We start from the raw sequence: 16,744 nt of genomic DNA on the forward strand, positions 1-16,744 counted from the left end.
ATTTTTTATTTTTTTATAATACCTTCAGAATCTAAACCTAACTTTTTATAGATTTGTTCCTGAGAACCTTGTTCAATGAAATTATCGGGGAGGCCTAATTGTAGAGTGGGTTTAATATTTTTTGTTGACATCATATATTCAATAACGGCTGATCCAGCACCTCCTTTTATTACATTATCTTCAACGGTGATAATGTAGTCATGCTCTTTAATGACTCTATCTAACATAGCAGTATCTAAAGGTTTGACAAATAGCATATCAACAAGCGTTGCATTTAATTTTACACAAACATTTTCTAGAGTATTTAGTAAACTACCAAAATTTAAAACTGCTATTTTAGTTCCTTCATGTAATGTTTGGGAAACACCTACTTCAAACTTAATTTTCTCTTTATACTTTTTATACTCCAGAGCTTTGCCTCTTGGGTATCTAATACAAACAGGGGATTTTAATGTTAAACATAAATCTAATAAACCCAAAGTGGAAAATTTATCACTAGGTGTCAATATACATAAATTTGGGATGCATCGTGTAAATGATATATCAAACATACCCTGATGAGTGGGACCATCAGGACCAACAACACCAGCTCTATCAATTGCAAATATAACAGGTAGGTTCATAAGAGCCACATCATGAATAAGTTGGTCATATCCACGCTGAAGAAAAGTTGAATAGATAGCAACAACTGGCTTTAATCCCCCAATAGCAAGACCCGCAGATAATGTCACAGCATGTTGCTCTGCAATGGCTACATCAAAAAATTGTTCAGGGTAATTTTGTGCAAAATCAACTAATCCTGATCCTTCTTTCATTGCGGGTGTTATTGCAACTATCTTATTATTTTTTGAAGCTTTATCACACAACCATTTCCCAAAAATCTCAGAATATGTTGATAGTATTTTGGACTCTTTTTTTGGTTTTTGTTTGATGTCTGAAGAGTTAAAGTTTGGGTTTACTGCATGATATCTAATAGGATCAATTTCAGCAGGTTTAAAACCTTTACCTTTTTTAGTTAAAATGTGAAGAAATTGTGGTCCCTTAAGTTTTTTTATTTTTGAAAAAATATTTACAAGTTCTAAAACGTCATGTCCATCTACTGGCCCAATATAATTAAAACCTAATTCCTCGAACATAGTTCCTGGGATTACCATGCCTTTAATATGTTCCTCTGCCTTTTTTGCAAAGTGTTTGAGGGGAGGGATATTGTTTAATAGTCGTTTGCTATCTTCCCTAAAATTTGAGTATAAATCTCCAGATAAAAAGCGATTTAAATTTTTATTCAATGCACCAACATTCTCTGATATTGACATCTCATTATCATTTAATATTACAAGATAATTTGGTTTAATATCTCCAGCATGATTCATAGCTTCAAAAGCCATACCCGCAGTTATTGCACCATCACCAATTACACTGACGACTTTTCTGCCTTTTCCTTCTTTTTGAGCCGCTATAGAAATTCCAAGCCCTGCACTGATTGAAGTGGATGAATGACCCACAGATAATACATCGTAATCACTTTCCTCTCTCCAGGGAAATGGATGCAAACCATTCAGCTTTTTTATAGTGTTAAGTTTACTTTTTCTGCCAGTTAATATTTTATGGGGATATGCCTGGTGCCCAACATCCCATAGTATTTGATCAAAAGGTGTTTCATAACAATAATGAAGAGCAACAGTTAACTCAATAGCACCTAAACCAGATGCAAAGTGTCCCCCGCCTTCATTTAACGTTTCTAATAGAAAGGTTCTAATTTCTTGACATAAATCAGGTAAAGATGAAAGGGGGATACATTTCAAATCATTTGAGTTATTAATCTTATCTAAAAGAGTATATGTGAAATTTGTAGTATTATTCATTATTATTTTTTTCGTTTCGAAAGTATTTTGATTAAATGTATTAACTTCTCTTTATTTCCAGGAAGTTGGTTTATTATAAACAAACATTTTTCTTGAAGTTCATTTGCATATACGATTGCCTCATCAAGCCCTAATAAAGATGGGAATGTGCTCTTATATATCTTTTGATCTGAGCCTTGCGGTTTACCAAGTTCGTCAGTTGTACTTGTAATATCTAAAATGTCATCTTGGACTTGAAAAAATAAGCCTATTGTTTCGCCAAAATGAGATAAAGAGTTTAAATATTTTTTACTTTCATCACCAGATACTATAGCTCCCATAAGAATAGAAGATTTAAAAAGTGCTCCAGTTTTAAGTTGGTGTATTTTTTTTAGAGTATTCAGATCAATTGTTTTATTTTCGTTTAAAATATCTAATGATTGACCTAAACACATTCCTTTTGTACCTACTGAGTTAGAAAGCAATTCAATTAGTCTAATAATATAATGAGGCTTAATAGTAAGTTGTGTCAATATTTCAAAGCTTAATGCTTGAAGTGCGTCACCCGCAAGAATAGCGGTGGCTTGATTAAATTTTATGTGATTACTTGGCTGTCCTCTTCTGATATCATCGTCATCCATAGCTGGCAAATCATCATGTATCAAAGAATAGGTATGCATTAACTCAACAGAAATAGCAATTTTATCAACGTTTGAAGAAGTAACTTGAAATAACTCGGCTATTAGATAGACCAATATGCCTCTTACGTGTTTACCTCCATTCAAACAAGAATACTTAATAGATTGAATTAACTCTTGATCCTGATTAGGCAATTGATTTAAAAAAAAACTCATATTTTCATGAATTTTTTTAGAATATATCTCAAAACTAAATGGTTGATTTTTCATAAATGATAGCTTTACTCAGTTTGTTGATTCTTGATTTTATGAATTTTGAGTTCTGCTTCTTCTAATTTTTTTGATTAGATCTAGCTACAGCAATTCCTTCTTCATATTTTTTTAGAGATTCTTCTAAAGTAATATCATTTGACTCTAATTCCTTAATAATTGAGTCTAAATAATTTAAAGATTCTTCAAAGCTTAAATTTTCAATTTTCTTGGACATATTATACGCTTTTTTTTTTAATAAACTTTATTTTACAATAGACCGCGTTTGATAATCAAACTTTACTTTGTAAATTAAATAAAGTAATGATTCTTAGTTTATTTTATTTAGGGTATAATAATAGATAGTAATTTTTTGAGAAAAGCTCCCAATGTATTTTATTATAAAACCTCACCCAGAAGTATTTACTAAAAGCGAATCAGTTAGAAAACGATTTACTAAAATTCTTGAATGTAATATTAGAAATATTCTGAAAAGAAGACTAGCAAACGTTGCTGTGTATAATAAAAGAACTCATATTGAGGTTTCAATTAAGCAATATGATACTAAAGTCATTGACTACTTATCAAAGATTCCTGGTATAAACTATTTTTTAGAAGTAGTTAAATTTAATTTTGATAATTTAGACGAAATATCTGAGATTTCTAATAAATTTTATAATGAGATAATTGAAAACAAAAGCTTTTGTGTAAGAGTTAAAAGAAGAGGTAATCATAATTTTTCGTCTACTGAAGTCGAAAGAAAAATTGGAAGTGACTTATTTCAGTCGGTTAAAAAAACTCGAGTAGATTTAAAGAAACCTGAAGTGGCTATAAACATTGAAATTGATGGCGATGAATTCAGTATAGTCAAAAGAAGATATAATGCTCTTGGTGGATTTCCATTAGGAACACAAGAAAGCGTCCTTTCTTTAATTTCTGGGGGGTATGATTCTAGTGCTTCGTCTTATCAACATATTAGAAGAGGTAGTAAAGTTCACTTTTGCTTTTTTAATCTTGGTGGCCCTGATCATGAAAGAAGCGTTAAAGAAGTCGCTCACTTTATTTGGAATGAATTTGGCTCGTCTGCAAAAGTAAACTTCATAACAGTTGATTTGAATCCAGTTATTGAAGATATTCTTGAGCATGTAAGTGATGGTTATATGGGAGTTGTTCTGAAAAGGATGTTTATGAAAATTTCGGGCGAAATCGCTAAGAAACTCAAAATAGAAGCCTTAGTCACTGGTGAAGCACTTGGTCAGGTTTCTAGCCAGACACTGAGTAATCTAAAACTAATTGATCTTGCCACAGATAGATTAATTTTGAGACCTTTAATAACAAGTGATAAAGAAGAAATTATCAAACTAACAAAAATATTGGTACTGAAGAACTTTGCAAGTCAATTCCTGAATATTGTAGTATTATATCTAAAAAGCCAACTATTAAAGCTGATTTTAATAAGTTAATCTTAGAAGAGTCTAAAGTCAAAGAGAATTCAATATCTCAATGTATTGAAGGTGCCAAACTTGAGGACATCAGACAGGTAATTGCAACAAAAAATGATGGGTTTTCACCAGTCAACACAGTTAGTGTTTTAGATGAAAATGAAGATGTTTTATTGGACATTAGAAGTAACAGTGAAATTGAATCAACACCACTTGACTTTGATTTTTCAAATATCCTTGAAATTCCTTTTTATAAATTAGTCAGTAAGTTCCCATCTTTAGATCAAAGTAAAAATTATGTTTTATATTGTGATAGGCAAGTAATGAGTCGCTTACAAGCTATACATTTGATTGAATCCGGTTTTAAAAATGTTGCAGTCTTTGAAAAAACAAAATAACTATTACTATAGTTAAGTACCTGTATGTTGTACTTAGATTGATGACTTAAGCGTAAAAAACAATTACTTTGGCATAATTCCATAGTGCATATTTGGCCATACGATTAGGTTATCAGCTATTTTAGAAGCTTCTATTTTATTAATCTTAAGTTTTATAATTTCAAGAGCAAGCTCCATCACAGTACCAGGACCTTGACTTGTTATGAGGTTATGAATTTTATCATATGTAACTCTTTTTTTTCTTAAATTATTTGTAGATATTTTATCCCAAAAACATGGAGAGCATGTAGATATCGCACTTTTAAAATAATCCATATTACTTTTAATGAAATATGCAGATGAACCGGATAAAGCTAGTAGTTTTTTTTCATAAATATGTTGCTTTAAAAACTCTTGTGATGCAATATTTGAAGCAGTATATTCAGAAAAAATCCACCTCCTGGTACACACACTAGATCAAAGCCTTCGTTTAACAATTCTAAAAGATGAGAATCAACTTGAACTTTATTTCCGTATAACCCCGTAAAACTTTCTCGTTTTGTTGGTCCATTATGTAAAAGCTTAACGCTAGATTTAGCTAATCTAAATATTGAACATAATGTTATCACTTCAAGCTCATCAGCATAGTCAGATACTATAATAGCAATATTTAATCTTTTTTTTAGTTCAGGTTCTATCATGGCCTATTCTTTCTTGTAATTGTTTAATTTTGTTATGATATGAAATAATTAAAGGTATTTCTAGGTTATGTTTATGTGCTAACTCAATAAAATAACCACTTATGTAATCAGCTTCAGTTTTCCTATTATTAATTTTGTCTTGTAACATAGAAGAAGTGTTATTTTGGGTTTTTTGTATGACTTCATAAGTGATTGCCAAAATTTCTTCTAACTCGATGTTAAATTGTTCTTTTTCTAAAATATTTCGGCATTCAGTTGATAGATCTAAAATCAATTGATTATATTTTTTTTGTGCCAATGCACCATTTTTGCAATCATTTACAGTAGTTATATAGTTAATAATCATATTTATACATAGTTTTTTTAACTGAATATTGTATATTTGAGGAGCTGAGTTCAATTTGATAAAGTTTAGATTTATTAAACGAGATATAACTTTTTGAGAATTATAGCTCTTATTAATGGCTCCAATCCACGAAAAATTATCCCCAGTATGTCGAACTGTATTTAAATTTAATTTCTGCGCAGCTAAACTGGTGACCATAATAAATTTTGAGTTATAAGGGTAAAGTTTGTTTAATTTTTCTCTAGATATTATACCATTATGTACAAAAATCAGGTTGGTTTTATAAGATATATATTTTTGCAAAACATGCATAGATTTTAAAATTGCATGTGCTTTTAGACAAATAAAAATTGTATCACTTTTGATTAGTAATGTGGAATTATTAGCTTTGAATGTGTGGGTTGTCTTTTTACCATTTAAATTTATTAAATGGCTTTGGATAATTGGATTATTAGTCTTATCCCATAAGTGAGGAAAATTTCCTATATTTACGAGTTTGTGAGCAAGTAAGCTACCAATTGCGCCATTACCAATAATTGAAATGTTCATAAAAGTTAAAATATTTAGTTTGAATGTTTGAAAAATTCATGAAAATCCTCTTGATCTTTTTTGCAAAGTTACATATAAAACTCAAAGGATTGTCATAATCATTTCCATATTTTAATGATATTTAACGAAGTACGTCAATGAAAGAACTTAAAGAAATTACAAAAGAATTAGAGAAGTTAAACTTAAAACGATATCCAAATCAAGAACTCCTCAGAGCATGGGATGCTGCTGATGAACTCATTATTCAAAAAATGCAGACAATGGAATTAGAAGGATTAAAAATTATAATTGTGAATGATGCTTTTGGTGCTTTAACTAGATATTTTCAACACTTGGATGTGACAACATACATTGACTCATACTTAAGCTTAAGTGCTCTACGACTGAATAATCCGATAAAAAAATTTAAACTGATTTCTGAACTTGATGATATTAAAGAAAACTATGATTTAATTGTTATAAAAATTCCCAAAAATTTAAGTTTTTTACGAGAAATCCTAAACAAATTTTCATCATTGTCACCAAAGAGTAATTTTATTTCTGCAGGGATGGCTAAATATTTAACTCGAAATACTTATAATTTATATACTCATACATTTAAGGATGCAAATATTAGTCTAACTCAAAAAAAAGCAAAATTAATATTTAGTAGCAATGCTATCAAAATACAAAAAAGAAAATTAATTTTAAAGAGGTTTTAATAGATAAATATCCTTACAAGGTCATAAATTATTCGAATGTTTTTTCTAGAGAAAAGTTAGATATTGGAACAAGGTTTTTGTTAGAAAATTTACCTCAAAATAATTATAAGTATGTTTTGGATTTAGGATGTGGAAATGGAATATTAGGTATAAATTTGAAAAATAAACAGAGTGATTCGATCGTTTATTTTTCAGATGAATCAAAGATGGCCATTCAAAGTGCTAATCAAAATTATAATTTATATTTTAAAGACAAAGCTCATTTTTTTTGGACACATAGTACTTTAGGTATTAAACAAAAATTTGATTTGGTCATATGTAATCCTCCATTTCATCAAAATAATACAATAATGAAAGGGATAGCTATAAACATGTTTAAAGATAGCAAAAAAGTGCTTTTGCAATTTGGAGCTTTGAGAGTTGTGGCCAATAGACATTTGAATTATCATATTGTACTGAAAAAGATTTATGGCAATGTTAAGTTAATAAATCAAAATTCAAAATTTGTTATTTTAGAGTCAATCAACAAATAAATAATCTTGAGGAGCTTTATTAATTATGAAAAAGCAAGAAAATTATATTCGTGAACAATTAACTAATGAGTTGAAGCCTTCTTTTTTACACATAGAAAATGAAAGCTATAAGCATAATGTTCCTGATGATGCAGAAAGCCATTTCAAAGTTATTGTTGTAAGTAATAATTTCACAAAATTATCTCTAATTAAGCGACATAGGTTTATTAACGAATTATTAGGCGCAAAATTTTTCCAAAGTGTGCATGCGTTATCTCTTCACTTGTTTGATGAAAGTGAGTGGAAAAAAGAAAATATAAGTAATATTCAAACACCTGATTGTCAGCACAAATAAATATGTGATTTATATCGTAATGGAATCAATAAATTAAGATTGTTTTTGCAATAAATGTTAAATTTTTGTTAAGTTTATTTTAGATTTAACTATTATGATTAAAATCAAGAAAGGTTTAGATATTCCAATAAAAGGCGAACCAGAACAGGACATCGATGGGTACCTTAGTTCAAAATATTTTGGTTATTTAGGTACGGAATTTATTGGAATAAAGCCTGTATTAAAAGTTAAAGTTGGCGATAAAGTTAATCAAGGTGATATATTATTTATTGACAAAAAAATACCAGAATTAAAATTTATTAGCCCATTTTCTGGCACAGTTGATTCAATAAATAGAGGCTATCAAAGATCTTTAGAATCAGTTGTAGTAAAAAAAGATGATAGTCAAAATTCGATAGTTCAAATACCCAATCATTCAATTACTTCAATACATAAATATGAAAAAAGTGAGTTGATTAAAATTTTGCTTGATACTAGCCTTTGGTTAGGGCTTAGAACAAGGCCATTCTCAAGAGTAACAAATCCTAATGACACAATTGACATTATTTTTGTTAATGCAATTGATACAAATCCATTATCACCTAAGCCAAGTATTATTATTAATAAATATGAAAAAGAGTTTTTAATTGGGCTTGAAGTGGTTAGCCAAATTTGTAGTGAAAAAATTTTTTTATGTAAGGATACTGATATAATTCCTTGTCCTAAAAATGAAAAAATAAAAGAAGAGATTTTTGACGGACCTCATCCTGCTGGGTTAGTTGGCACTCATATTCATTTTCTTTATGGTGCTGATTTAAATCACCCTGTTAGTCATATAAATTATCAAGATGTTATCAGTATTGGATATTTATTTTTACATGGTCACTTATTGACAAAGAAAATAATTTCAATTGCTGGACCAACTGTAATTAAACCGGCACTTTATGAAGTTGATATTGGTTCTGGCTTGGATATCTTAGATCAAGTTCAGAACAATATTTATAAAAATCCTAAGTTAAGAATCATATCAGGTTCTATTTTAAATGGTATTAAAATGGAAAGTATTAAAAGTAATTTAGGAAAATATCATTTACAGTTATCTATACTAGAGGAAGGTAACCAAAAAGAGTTTTTGGGTTGGATTAAACCAGGTAAGAATAAATTTTCTGTAACTAAGGCTTTTACAAGTCAATTTTTTAAAAATAAAAGATTTAACATTAATACATCAATGAATGGTAGTAAACGTTCTATGGTTCCAATTGGTAATTATGAAAAAATCATGCCGTTAGATATCGAGCCTACTTTATTTTTGAGATACTTACATGCAGAAGATATTGATAACTTATTAAAAATTGGAATTTTGGAGCTAGATGAAGAAGATTTAGGATTATGTAATTTTGTTTGTCCGGGTAAAGCTAATTTTAATAAAAAATTAAGGCACTGTTTAGATATTATTTATAAAGAAGTTTAATTTTCAAAATTAAAACATAATTTATTGATATTAAATAACCCAGCCAATTAAATTTTCTTACATAGATTCTATACTTATTAAGTGAGATTACATTTCCTCGAGGAGTTTTTTCATGGGTTTAAAGCATTTTTTAGAATCAATTGAACATAAATTTGAGCCGGGCGGAAAGTATGAGCGTTGGTATTCACTTTATGAGGCTGTGGCTACAATTGCTTACACACCCGGTACAACAACTCAAACAAGTACTCATGCTAAAGATAACATAGACCTAAAAAGAATTATGATTGCTGTGTGGTTAGCTGTTTTTCCAACAATGTTTTACGGTTGGTACAACATCGGCAATCAAGCCATTTTTGATTTGTTTGCAAATAATGACTTAAATGCGATTTCCTCTATAATTTCTTCCAATTGGCACTTATATTTTATTGAGTTTTTGGGATTAGAGATAACTGAATCGTCTGGTTTTTTAGTTAAATTTTTAATTGGAGCGAGTTACTTCCTTCCAGTTTACTTAACTGTTTTTATTGTGGGAGGTTTTTGGGAAGTATGTTTTGCTACAATAAGGAAACATGAAATAAACGAAGGTTTTTTTGCTTCATCTATTTTATTTTCCTTAACCTTACCTCCAACAATACCTTTATGGCAAGCAGCATTAGGTATTTCATTCGGTATTGTTGTTGCCAAAGAATTATTTGGTGGTACTGGAAGAAACTTTTTAAATCCAGCTTTAGCTGGAAGAGCATTTTTATATTTTGCTTATCCAGCTCAACTTTCAGGTGATACTGTTTGGAATGTGGTTGATGGATATAGTGGAGCAACTCCTCTCAGTCAGTGGGCTGCTGATGGACAAAATGGACTGATACACCATTCTACTGAAATGCCAGTAACATGGTTGAATGCTTTCCTAGGAAATTTACCTGGTTCTATGGGTGAAGGTTCCACTCTTTTAATTATATTTGGAGGGGCTTTATTATTATATATGGGTATTGCTTCATGGCGAATTGTTTTGGGCACTTTCTTAGGGATGATTATTACAGCATCATTATTTAATTTAATTGGTTCGAATACTAATCCTATGTTTAACATGCCATTTTACTGGCATTTAGTGCTTGGTGGTTTTGCATTTGGGATGATGTTTATGGCTACTGATCCCGTATCAGCTTCGTATACTAATAAAGGGAAAATATTTTATGGGTTATTGATAGGGTTTATGTGCGTGATTATAAGAGTTCTAAATCCAGCATATCCAGAGGGAATGATGCTAGCAATCCTTTTTGCAAATCTTTTTGCTCCATTGTTTGATCATTTGATTCTTGAAAGAAATATTCGCAGGAGAATTTCAAGACATGAAGATGTTAAAAAATAAAGATTCAATCTCAAGTACTTTTATTGTTGTAATATTATTATGCCTTGTTTGTTCAGTTATTGTTTCAGCATCGGTCTTGTTCTTAAAACCAATTCAGAAGGTTAATGCTGAAAGAGATATCCAACAAAATATCTTAAAAGTAGCTAATATCCCATTCAATAAAAGTAATATATCAGATATATATAATACAAACATTATTGAAAAAATTTTAGATCTTCAATCTGGCGAGTTATCAGAAAAAATCACACCTGAGATTTATAATAAAGATTCCCTAGGTACAAATATTAAATACTCTAAAAAATTATCGGCTAAGCAAGATATTGCAAAAATAATTCGTAGAGAAAATTTTGCTAAAATTTATTTTGTTAAGAAAAACAATAAAGTTGATTCTATTATTTTGCCCATTCATGGTCTTGGTTTATGGTCAATGATGTATGCATTTATAGCAATTACTCCAGACGGAAAAAAGGTAAAAGGTATAACATTTTATAAGCAAGGAGAAACCCCAGGATTAGGAGGTGAGGTTGAAAACTTGAAATGGCAGGAACAATTCAAAGGAAAGACAATATATAAAAACAACTCAGTTGGCATCAAGTTAGTTAAGAAAATTCCTGATACTAAACCTAATAAATATTACGTAGATGCATTATCTGGAGCCACTTTAACTACCAATGGAGTTCAAAATACAATTGATTTTTGGTTTGGTAAGCTTGGTTATAAAAAATTTATTGAGAATCTAAAAGAAGGAGATGTTTAATGGAAAACACTCTAAGTTATAGAAAACTTGCAATTGTACCAATTGTACAAAATAATCCAATTGCATTGCAGGTATTGGGAGTTTGTTCGGCCTTAGCTGTTACAACTAAAATGGATACTGCTTTTGTTATGTCACTTGCTGTAATTTTTGTCACAGCTTTTTCAAATCTATTTGTTTCTGTAATCAGAAAAATTATACCTAATAGTGTAAGAATTATTATTCAAATGACAATTATTGCTTCTCTAGTAATATTAGTTGATCAAGTTCTAAAGGCTTATCTTTATGATATTTCAAAACAATTATCAGTTTTTGTTCCATTAATAATCACTAATTGTATTGTAATGGGACGAGCTGAGGGGTTTGCAATGAAGTCTAAACCTTTGGAATCATTTGTAGATGGAGTTGGAAATGGTGTGGGTTATGGTTTTATATTAATTACTGTAAGCTTTTTTAGAGAACTCTTAGGATCAGGTTCAGTATTTGGCTATGAGATTTTACCACTCGCAAAAAATGGTGGATGGTATGAGCCTAATGGACTTATGTTAACAGCACCATCAGCTTTTTTTATAATTGGACTGATGATTTGGGTTATAAGAATATATAATCCTGAGCAGATTGAAAACTGAAAGGTGAACTATGGAACACTATGTTAATATTCTTATTAAATCAGTTTTTATTGATAATATGGCTCTAACCTTTTTCTTGGGTATGTGTACTTTTTTGGCGGTTTCAAAGAAAGTTTCCACTGCTTTTGGCTTGGGAATTGCTGTTGTACTTGTTTTAACTATTTCAGTACCAATTAACAATTTAATTTATGCTTATATATTAAAAGATAATGCTTTAATTCAAGGATTGGACTTAACTTTTTTAAGTTTTATCACTTTTATAGGCGTTATTGCAGCCCTTGTTCAGATTTTAGAAATGGTATTAGATAGGTTTTTCCCATCTCTGTATCACGCTCTTGGAATCTTTCTTCCATTAATTACTGTTAACTGTGCGATATTTGGTGGCGTATCTTTTATGGTACAAAGAGATTATAACTTTTTAGAATCGATTGCTTTTGGTTTTGGTTCTGGTGTTGGGTGGATGTTAGCAATCGTGGTTTTAGCAGGTATAAGAGAAAAACTGAAATATGCTGACGTGCCTCCTGCCTTGAGAGGTTTAGGGATAACATTTATTACAGTGGGTTTGATGTCGCTTGGATTTTTATCATTCTCCGGAATACAATTATAGAATTAAATGAGGTGTTAATATGGAAATCATTTATGGTGTTTCTATGTTTATCTTAATTATTACGTTATTAGTGATGATAATTTTATTCGCAAAAAATTTACTTATACCATCTGGAGATATTGAAATTAATGTGAATAATGATAAAGATAAATCTTTTAAAGCATCTCCAGGAAGTAAGTTATTATCTATTCTTTCTGACAAAGATATTTTTCTATCATCAGCTTGCGGTGGCGGCGGATCCTGTGGTCAATGCAAAGTGAAAATTTTAAATGGTGGAGGACAAATCTTACCAACAGAGTTAGAGCATATTAGTAGAAAAGAGGCTAAATGTGGTGAGCGATTGGCATGTCAGGTCAATGTTAAAAGCGACCTTGAGGTTGAAATACCTGAAGAAGTTTTTGGTGTTAAAAAGTGGGAATGTGAAGTTATTTCTAATGATAACAAGGCTACTTTTATAAAGGAATTAGTCTTAAAAATACCTGATGGAGAAGATGTACCTTTTAAAGCAGGGGGATATATTCAGATTGAAAGTCCACCACATGAAGTATTATATAAAGATTTTGATGTGCAGAAAGAATATATTGATGATTGGGAAAAGTTTAATTTATTCCAATTTAAGTCTAAAAGTTCAAGTGAAACAATCCGTGCTTATTCAATGGCAAATTACCCTGATGAAAAAGGATTAATAATGCTTAATGTCAGAATAGCAACTCCACCATTGAATAAACCTGAGATCCCTCCTGGCATTATGTCCTCATATATTTGGTCATTAAAAAAAGGAGATAAAGTGACTATTTCTGGACCATTTGGAGAATTTTTTGCTAAAGAGACTAATAATGAAATGATATTCATAGGAGGTGGGGCTGGGATGGCTCCGATGAGATCGCATATTTTTGATCAACTAAAAAGAATTAAAACGAAAAGAAAAATATCTTTCTGGTATGGTGCAAGATCTAAAAAGGAAATGTTTTATGTTGAGGATTTTGATATGTTGGCTAGAGAAAATAGTAATTTTTCCTGGCATGTAGGGTTATCTGATCCTCTACCTGAGGATAAATGGACAGGATCTGTTGGTTTCATCCATAATATTTTGCTAGAAAACTATTTAAAAGATCATGATAATCCTGAAGACTGTGAATATTATATGTGTGGACCACCAATGATGAATAGTGCAGTTATAGGCATGCTTAAAGACCTTGGTGTTGAAGATGAAAATATTTTTCTAGATGATTTTGGTGGCTAACGTTGAAGCTTGTACTCAAAAAATACTTTTTGTTATCGTTATTATTGATAGTTTGTGCATATGCATTTTATCATTTTTTTATGATAAAAAGCTTTATACTATATATGGTAATACTATGGGTACCACATTTAGTATAAAATATTATGCCAGAAATGCTCATGATAACGAAGATATCAGTAATAATGTTAATTCTATTTTAAGAGAAGTTAATTCTAAATTTTCTACTTACGACAAAGAGTCTGAAATCTCTAAATTTAATGCTTTAAAAAGTAACACACCATTTAAAATGTCCGCTGATTTTAAATATCTTATAAACAAAAGTTTTTCTCTTAATGAACTTACTGATGGTAGATATGATATTACTATTGATCCGTTATTGAAAGTATGGGGATTTTACAGCAAACAAAAAAAATACCAACGGAAAATGAAATTAAAAAAACAATGCAATCAGTTGGAATCCAAAGATTAATAGTTAAAAATAATATTTTAATAAAAAATACAGATAATGTAAGAATTAACTTGTCATCTCTTGCTAAAGGATATGCCGTTGACTTAATCTCAAATTATTTAAATCAAAATAACATCACTAACTACTTAGTGGAAATTGGGGGGGAGATTAGAACTCTGGGAAAAAAAAATAATGGTTCTTGGATTGTTGGTGTCGTTAAACCCTATAGTAGTAAATATCAATCGCAAATTAATTTTAAATTAAACGATCTCGCAATAGCAACATCTGGAACTTACCATAATTACATTATTTATGAAGGTGAACATTATTCTCACTTAATAGATCCAATATCTGGCAAGCCCATAAATAATAATATTATATCTATGACCGTAATTACTCAATCATGCCTTGACGCGGACGGCTTAGCAACCGCTCTGGAGCTTACTGGAGTTGAAAAAGCCTTGAAAATTGCAGATAGAAAAAATTTGCCTGTCTATATTATTTACAAACGTAATAACAAAATTAACACAATTGCATCAAAATCATTTGAAAAATTTGTGAAAATAAATGGGGTAAAAGTTTAATGTTAGTGTTAGTAATAACTTTTTTGATTTTTTTAGTTTTTATTCTTTTAATGTCAGTGGGCTTTCTTTTTCAAAAAAAAACAATAATTGGAAGTTGTGGTGGATTATCAAAAATTGGTATTAAAAGAGTATGCGATTGTCCAAGTCCATGTAGTGAAAAAAAAATCAAAAATTGGAACAAACATAGAATAGAAATTAAGAATCTTTAATTATATTGTTTACAATAATATTCTTGCAGTCATTAAATATGTTTGCAATGAAATCTCTTTTTGACATGGAGATTTTCCTAGATATGATTAAAAAAGTACATGTTATACCATGTACTTCATTTCAGACTATAGTTTTTCAGGAATTCTTTTTAGAATGGCTGTTAATTGTTGCCAAAATAATTCTACAGATTTTATTTCAACTTTCTCACCTGGCGAATGAGGGTTTTTTATTGTTGGACCAAAAGAAATCATATCTAGGTTTGGATATGGTTTTTTGAATAAGCCACACTCTAAACCAGCATGAATGACCATTAATTTTGGTTCTTTTTGATAAATCTCAAAGTAGGTGTCGTTAAAAATTTTTGCAATCTTTGATTTTGGATCAGGATCCCACCCAGGGTAATCACCACTAAACATCGCGTCAACACTAGCAAGTTTAGAGATTGATGATAAATTTGATTTTATTCTACGAATACCACTTTCATTTAACGATCTAATTAAGAAAAGAAGTTCAATGTTACTTTCTGTTGAGTGAATAACACCTAAATTTAAAGAGCTTTCCACAACACCATCAAACTTTGAACTCATTTTTTGTACACCATTTGGATAAGCATTAATTAAATTTAATAACTTTATTTGGCTTTCCTTAGTTAACACACTTTTAACTTTAGGTCTTTCTTCTAGGTGAATTTCAAATTCTTGGTCATCTTGACTTAATTGTAATTTAAGAGCATCTCTAAAAGTATTTATGCAATCAAATAACAGCTGTGCATGCTCCTCTGAGTAACCAAGATACACACTTGATTCACGAGGAATAGCATTTCTTAGGCTACCACCTTTAATATCGACTATTCTTCCATTGAACAAATCAATATTGTTTAAAAGGAAATCATTCAACAATTGTATTGCATTACCTCTGTTATCATTGATATTTGCTCCTGAATGTCCTCCTTTAAGTTTAGATAGTGATAGTTCAATAAATTTGAGAGTATTGTTTTCAATACTTTCTCTTTCAATATTTATGTTTATTTTGCAATCAGATCCTCCTGCACAACCAACAAATATATCTCCTTCCTGCTCGGAATCAGTATTTAATAGAATATCAGCATCTAAAAACTTGGGGTTTAAGTTATGAGCACCGGTCATGCCAGCTTCTTCGTTGACTGTAAATAAAAACTCAAGTGGGCCATGATCAATATTATTACTTGTCATGACTGCAAGACATGCAGCTAGTCCAATCCCATTGTCTGCCCCTAAAGTAGTTTCATTTGCAGTTACCCAGCCATCTTTAACAAAAGTTTCAATTTTATCAGTATGAAAATTATGGCTTGATGTTGTGCTTTTTTGAGGCACCATATCAAGATGTGCTTGTAGAGCAACGGTTTTTTTATTATAAAAACCTTTTGTAGGTGGTTTCTTAATATATAAGTTGCCTACATCATCTTGTTTATGTTCCAAGTTATTTTCTGCAACAATGGTAAGAATATAATCTATTAATTTTGATTCATGCCCAGATGGATGCGGAATGGTGCATATTTGGGAAAAATAATCCCAAACAATTTGAGGCTGTAGATTTAATAAAGAGTTCAACTTTCAAAATACCTTTTTTTAAATTACGTAATATAAAATAGAATACTTTCTAAAAAAATATAATCAACTGGTATTTTAAGTGCTGTAGTAATATAATCACTAAGTAAACGTTTGCTTTTTGGGTATTACGTTTTTTTTTTAATTAAAATAGGT

The 16,744-nt window shown here is 30.1% G+C and carries 19 protein-coding genes and 1 pseudogene; 13 read left to right on the forward strand and 7 right to left on the reverse strand.

Annotated features, from left to right (window positions below):
* Nucleotides 1–5 precede the first annotated feature (5 nt).
* From dxs to xseB, 3 genes are all read right to left on the reverse strand, one after another.
* Nucleotides 6–1,862, reverse strand: a complete 1,857-nt coding sequence (dxs, locus tag CF386_RS05315; RefSeq protein WP_089073371.1) for a 1-deoxy-D-xylulose-5-phosphate synthase — start codon at nucleotides 1,860–1,862, stop codon at nucleotides 6–8.
* A 2-nt stretch (nucleotides 1,863–1,864) separates the two neighbouring features.
* Nucleotides 1,865–2,749 carry a polyprenyl synthetase family protein gene (locus CF386_RS05320; protein WP_089073372.1) on the reverse strand — a complete coding sequence of 295 codons (885 nt, stop codon included), beginning with the start codon at nucleotides 2,747–2,749 and terminating at the stop codon, nucleotides 1,865–1,867.
* A 61-nt stretch (nucleotides 2,750–2,810) separates the two neighbouring features.
* Complete coding sequence (gene xseB / locus CF386_RS05325) at nucleotides 2,811–2,966, reverse strand: exodeoxyribonuclease VII small subunit (protein WP_089073373.1); 156 nt, start codon at nucleotides 2,964–2,966, stop codon at nucleotides 2,811–2,813.
* 151 nt (nucleotides 2,967–3,117) lie between these two features.
* Here xseB and thiI point away from each other — a divergent pair.
* A pseudogene (gene thiI, locus CF386_RS05330) lies at nucleotides 3,118–4,568 on the forward strand (tRNA uracil 4-sulfurtransferase ThiI).
* A gap of 63 nt (nucleotides 4,569–4,631) precedes the next feature.
* Here the strand turns inward: thiI and CF386_RS05335 are convergent.
* Genes CF386_RS05335 through CF386_RS05345 form a run of 3 tightly spaced genes read right to left on the reverse strand, consistent with a single transcriptional unit; the run spans nucleotide 4,632 to nucleotide 6,143 of the window.
* Nucleotides 4,632–5,018, reverse strand: a complete 387-nt coding sequence (locus tag CF386_RS05335; RefSeq protein ID WP_158522307.1) for a type 1 glutamine amidotransferase family protein — start codon at nucleotides 5,016–5,018, stop codon at nucleotides 4,632–4,634.
* Nucleotides 4,952–5,248 (reverse strand): DJ-1/PfpI family protein, encoded by a 297-nt coding sequence (locus CF386_RS05340; RefSeq protein ID WP_089073375.1) that lies wholly within the window; start codon nucleotides 5,246–5,248, stop codon nucleotides 4,952–4,954. The genes CF386_RS05335 and CF386_RS05340 overlap by 67 nt, the downstream gene beginning before the upstream one ends.
* Nucleotides 5,235–6,143: a 2-dehydropantoate 2-reductase gene (locus tag CF386_RS05345; RefSeq protein WP_089073376.1), complete on the reverse strand. Its 909-nt coding sequence runs from the start codon at nucleotides 6,141–6,143 to the stop codon at nucleotides 5,235–5,237. Before CF386_RS05345 ends, CF386_RS05340 begins: the two co-directional genes overlap by 14 nt.
* A gap of 137 nt (nucleotides 6,144–6,280) precedes the next feature.
* On the opposite strand from CF386_RS05345, the gene CF386_RS05350 reads away from it, so the two are divergent.
* The 12 genes from CF386_RS05350 to nqrM all read left to right on the forward strand — a co-directional run bounded on the left by CF386_RS05350 (nucleotide 6,281) and on the right by nqrM (nucleotide 15,001).
* Nucleotides 6,281–6,844 carry a 23S rRNA (guanine(1835)-N(2))-methyltransferase RlmG gene (locus tag CF386_RS05350; RefSeq protein WP_089073377.1) on the forward strand — a complete coding sequence of 188 codons (564 nt, stop codon included), beginning with the start codon at nucleotides 6,281–6,283 and terminating at the stop codon, nucleotides 6,842–6,844.
* A gap of 23 nt (nucleotides 6,845–6,867) precedes the next feature.
* Nucleotides 6,868–7,377, forward strand: coding sequence for a class I SAM-dependent methyltransferase (locus tag CF386_RS05355; RefSeq protein ID WP_225971744.1), 510 nt, complete (start codon nucleotides 6,868–6,870; stop codon nucleotides 7,375–7,377).
* A gap of 25 nt (nucleotides 7,378–7,402) precedes the next feature.
* Nucleotides 7,403–7,711 (forward strand): BolA family protein, encoded by a 309-nt coding sequence (locus tag CF386_RS05360; RefSeq protein ID WP_089073379.1) that lies wholly within the window; start codon nucleotides 7,403–7,405, stop codon nucleotides 7,709–7,711.
* A gap of 94 nt (nucleotides 7,712–7,805) precedes the next feature.
* Nucleotides 7,806–9,161: a Na(+)-translocating NADH-quinone reductase subunit A gene (locus tag CF386_RS05365; protein ID WP_089073380.1), complete on the forward strand. Its 1,356-nt coding sequence runs from the start codon at nucleotides 7,806–7,808 to the stop codon at nucleotides 9,159–9,161.
* A gap of 112 nt (nucleotides 9,162–9,273) precedes the next feature.
* Nucleotides 9,274–10,527 (forward strand): NADH:ubiquinone reductase (Na(+)-transporting) subunit B, encoded by a 1,254-nt coding sequence (locus CF386_RS05370; protein WP_089073381.1) that lies wholly within the window; start codon nucleotides 9,274–9,276, stop codon nucleotides 10,525–10,527.
* Nucleotides 10,508–11,284 (forward strand): Na(+)-translocating NADH-quinone reductase subunit C, encoded by a 777-nt coding sequence (locus CF386_RS05375; protein ID WP_089073382.1) that lies wholly within the window; start codon nucleotides 10,508–10,510, stop codon nucleotides 11,282–11,284. The genes CF386_RS05370 and CF386_RS05375 overlap by 20 nt, the downstream gene beginning before the upstream one ends.
* Nucleotides 11,284–11,910, forward strand: a complete 627-nt coding sequence (locus CF386_RS05380; RefSeq protein WP_089073383.1) for an NADH:ubiquinone reductase (Na(+)-transporting) subunit D — start codon at nucleotides 11,284–11,286, stop codon at nucleotides 11,908–11,910. Before CF386_RS05375 ends, CF386_RS05380 begins: the two co-directional genes overlap by 1 nt.
* Before the next feature lie 10 nt (nucleotides 11,911–11,920).
* Nucleotides 11,921–12,517: an NADH:ubiquinone reductase (Na(+)-transporting) subunit E gene (nqrE, locus tag CF386_RS05385; RefSeq protein ID WP_089073384.1), complete on the forward strand. Its 597-nt coding sequence runs from the start codon at nucleotides 11,921–11,923 to the stop codon at nucleotides 12,515–12,517.
* A 19-nt stretch (nucleotides 12,518–12,536) separates the two neighbouring features.
* Nucleotides 12,537–13,760 carry an NADH:ubiquinone reductase (Na(+)-transporting) subunit F gene (gene nqrF, locus CF386_RS05390; RefSeq protein WP_089073385.1) on the forward strand — a complete coding sequence of 408 codons (1,224 nt, stop codon included), beginning with the start codon at nucleotides 12,537–12,539 and terminating at the stop codon, nucleotides 13,758–13,760.
* A complete protein-coding gene (locus CF386_RS13640; protein WP_158522308.1) occupies nucleotides 13,753–14,229 on the forward strand; it encodes an FAD:protein FMN transferase in 477 nt (158 codons plus the stop codon). The genes nqrF and CF386_RS13640 overlap by 8 nt, the downstream gene beginning before the upstream one ends.
* Nucleotides 14,202–14,792, forward strand: a complete 591-nt coding sequence (locus tag CF386_RS13645) for an FAD:protein FMN transferase (protein ID WP_404824940.1) — start codon at nucleotides 14,202–14,204, stop codon at nucleotides 14,790–14,792. Before CF386_RS13640 ends, CF386_RS13645 begins: the two co-directional genes overlap by 28 nt.
* Nucleotides 14,792–15,001: a (Na+)-NQR maturation NqrM gene (gene nqrM, locus CF386_RS05405; protein WP_089073388.1), complete on the forward strand. Its 210-nt coding sequence runs from the start codon at nucleotides 14,792–14,794 to the stop codon at nucleotides 14,999–15,001. The genes CF386_RS13645 and nqrM overlap by 1 nt, the downstream gene beginning before the upstream one ends.
* A 126-nt stretch (nucleotides 15,002–15,127) precedes the next feature.
* Here the strand turns inward: nqrM and CF386_RS05410 are convergent, their stop codons facing one another.
* Nucleotides 15,128–16,591: an aminoacyl-histidine dipeptidase gene (locus tag CF386_RS05410; RefSeq protein WP_089073389.1), complete on the reverse strand. Its 1,464-nt coding sequence runs from the start codon at nucleotides 16,589–16,591 to the stop codon at nucleotides 15,128–15,130.
* Nucleotides 16,592–16,744: the final 153 nt, after the last annotated feature.

This window comes from Paraphotobacterium marinum (assembly GCF_002216855.1).
GTDB lineage: Bacteria > Pseudomonadota > Gammaproteobacteria > Enterobacterales > Vibrionaceae > Paraphotobacterium > Paraphotobacterium marinum.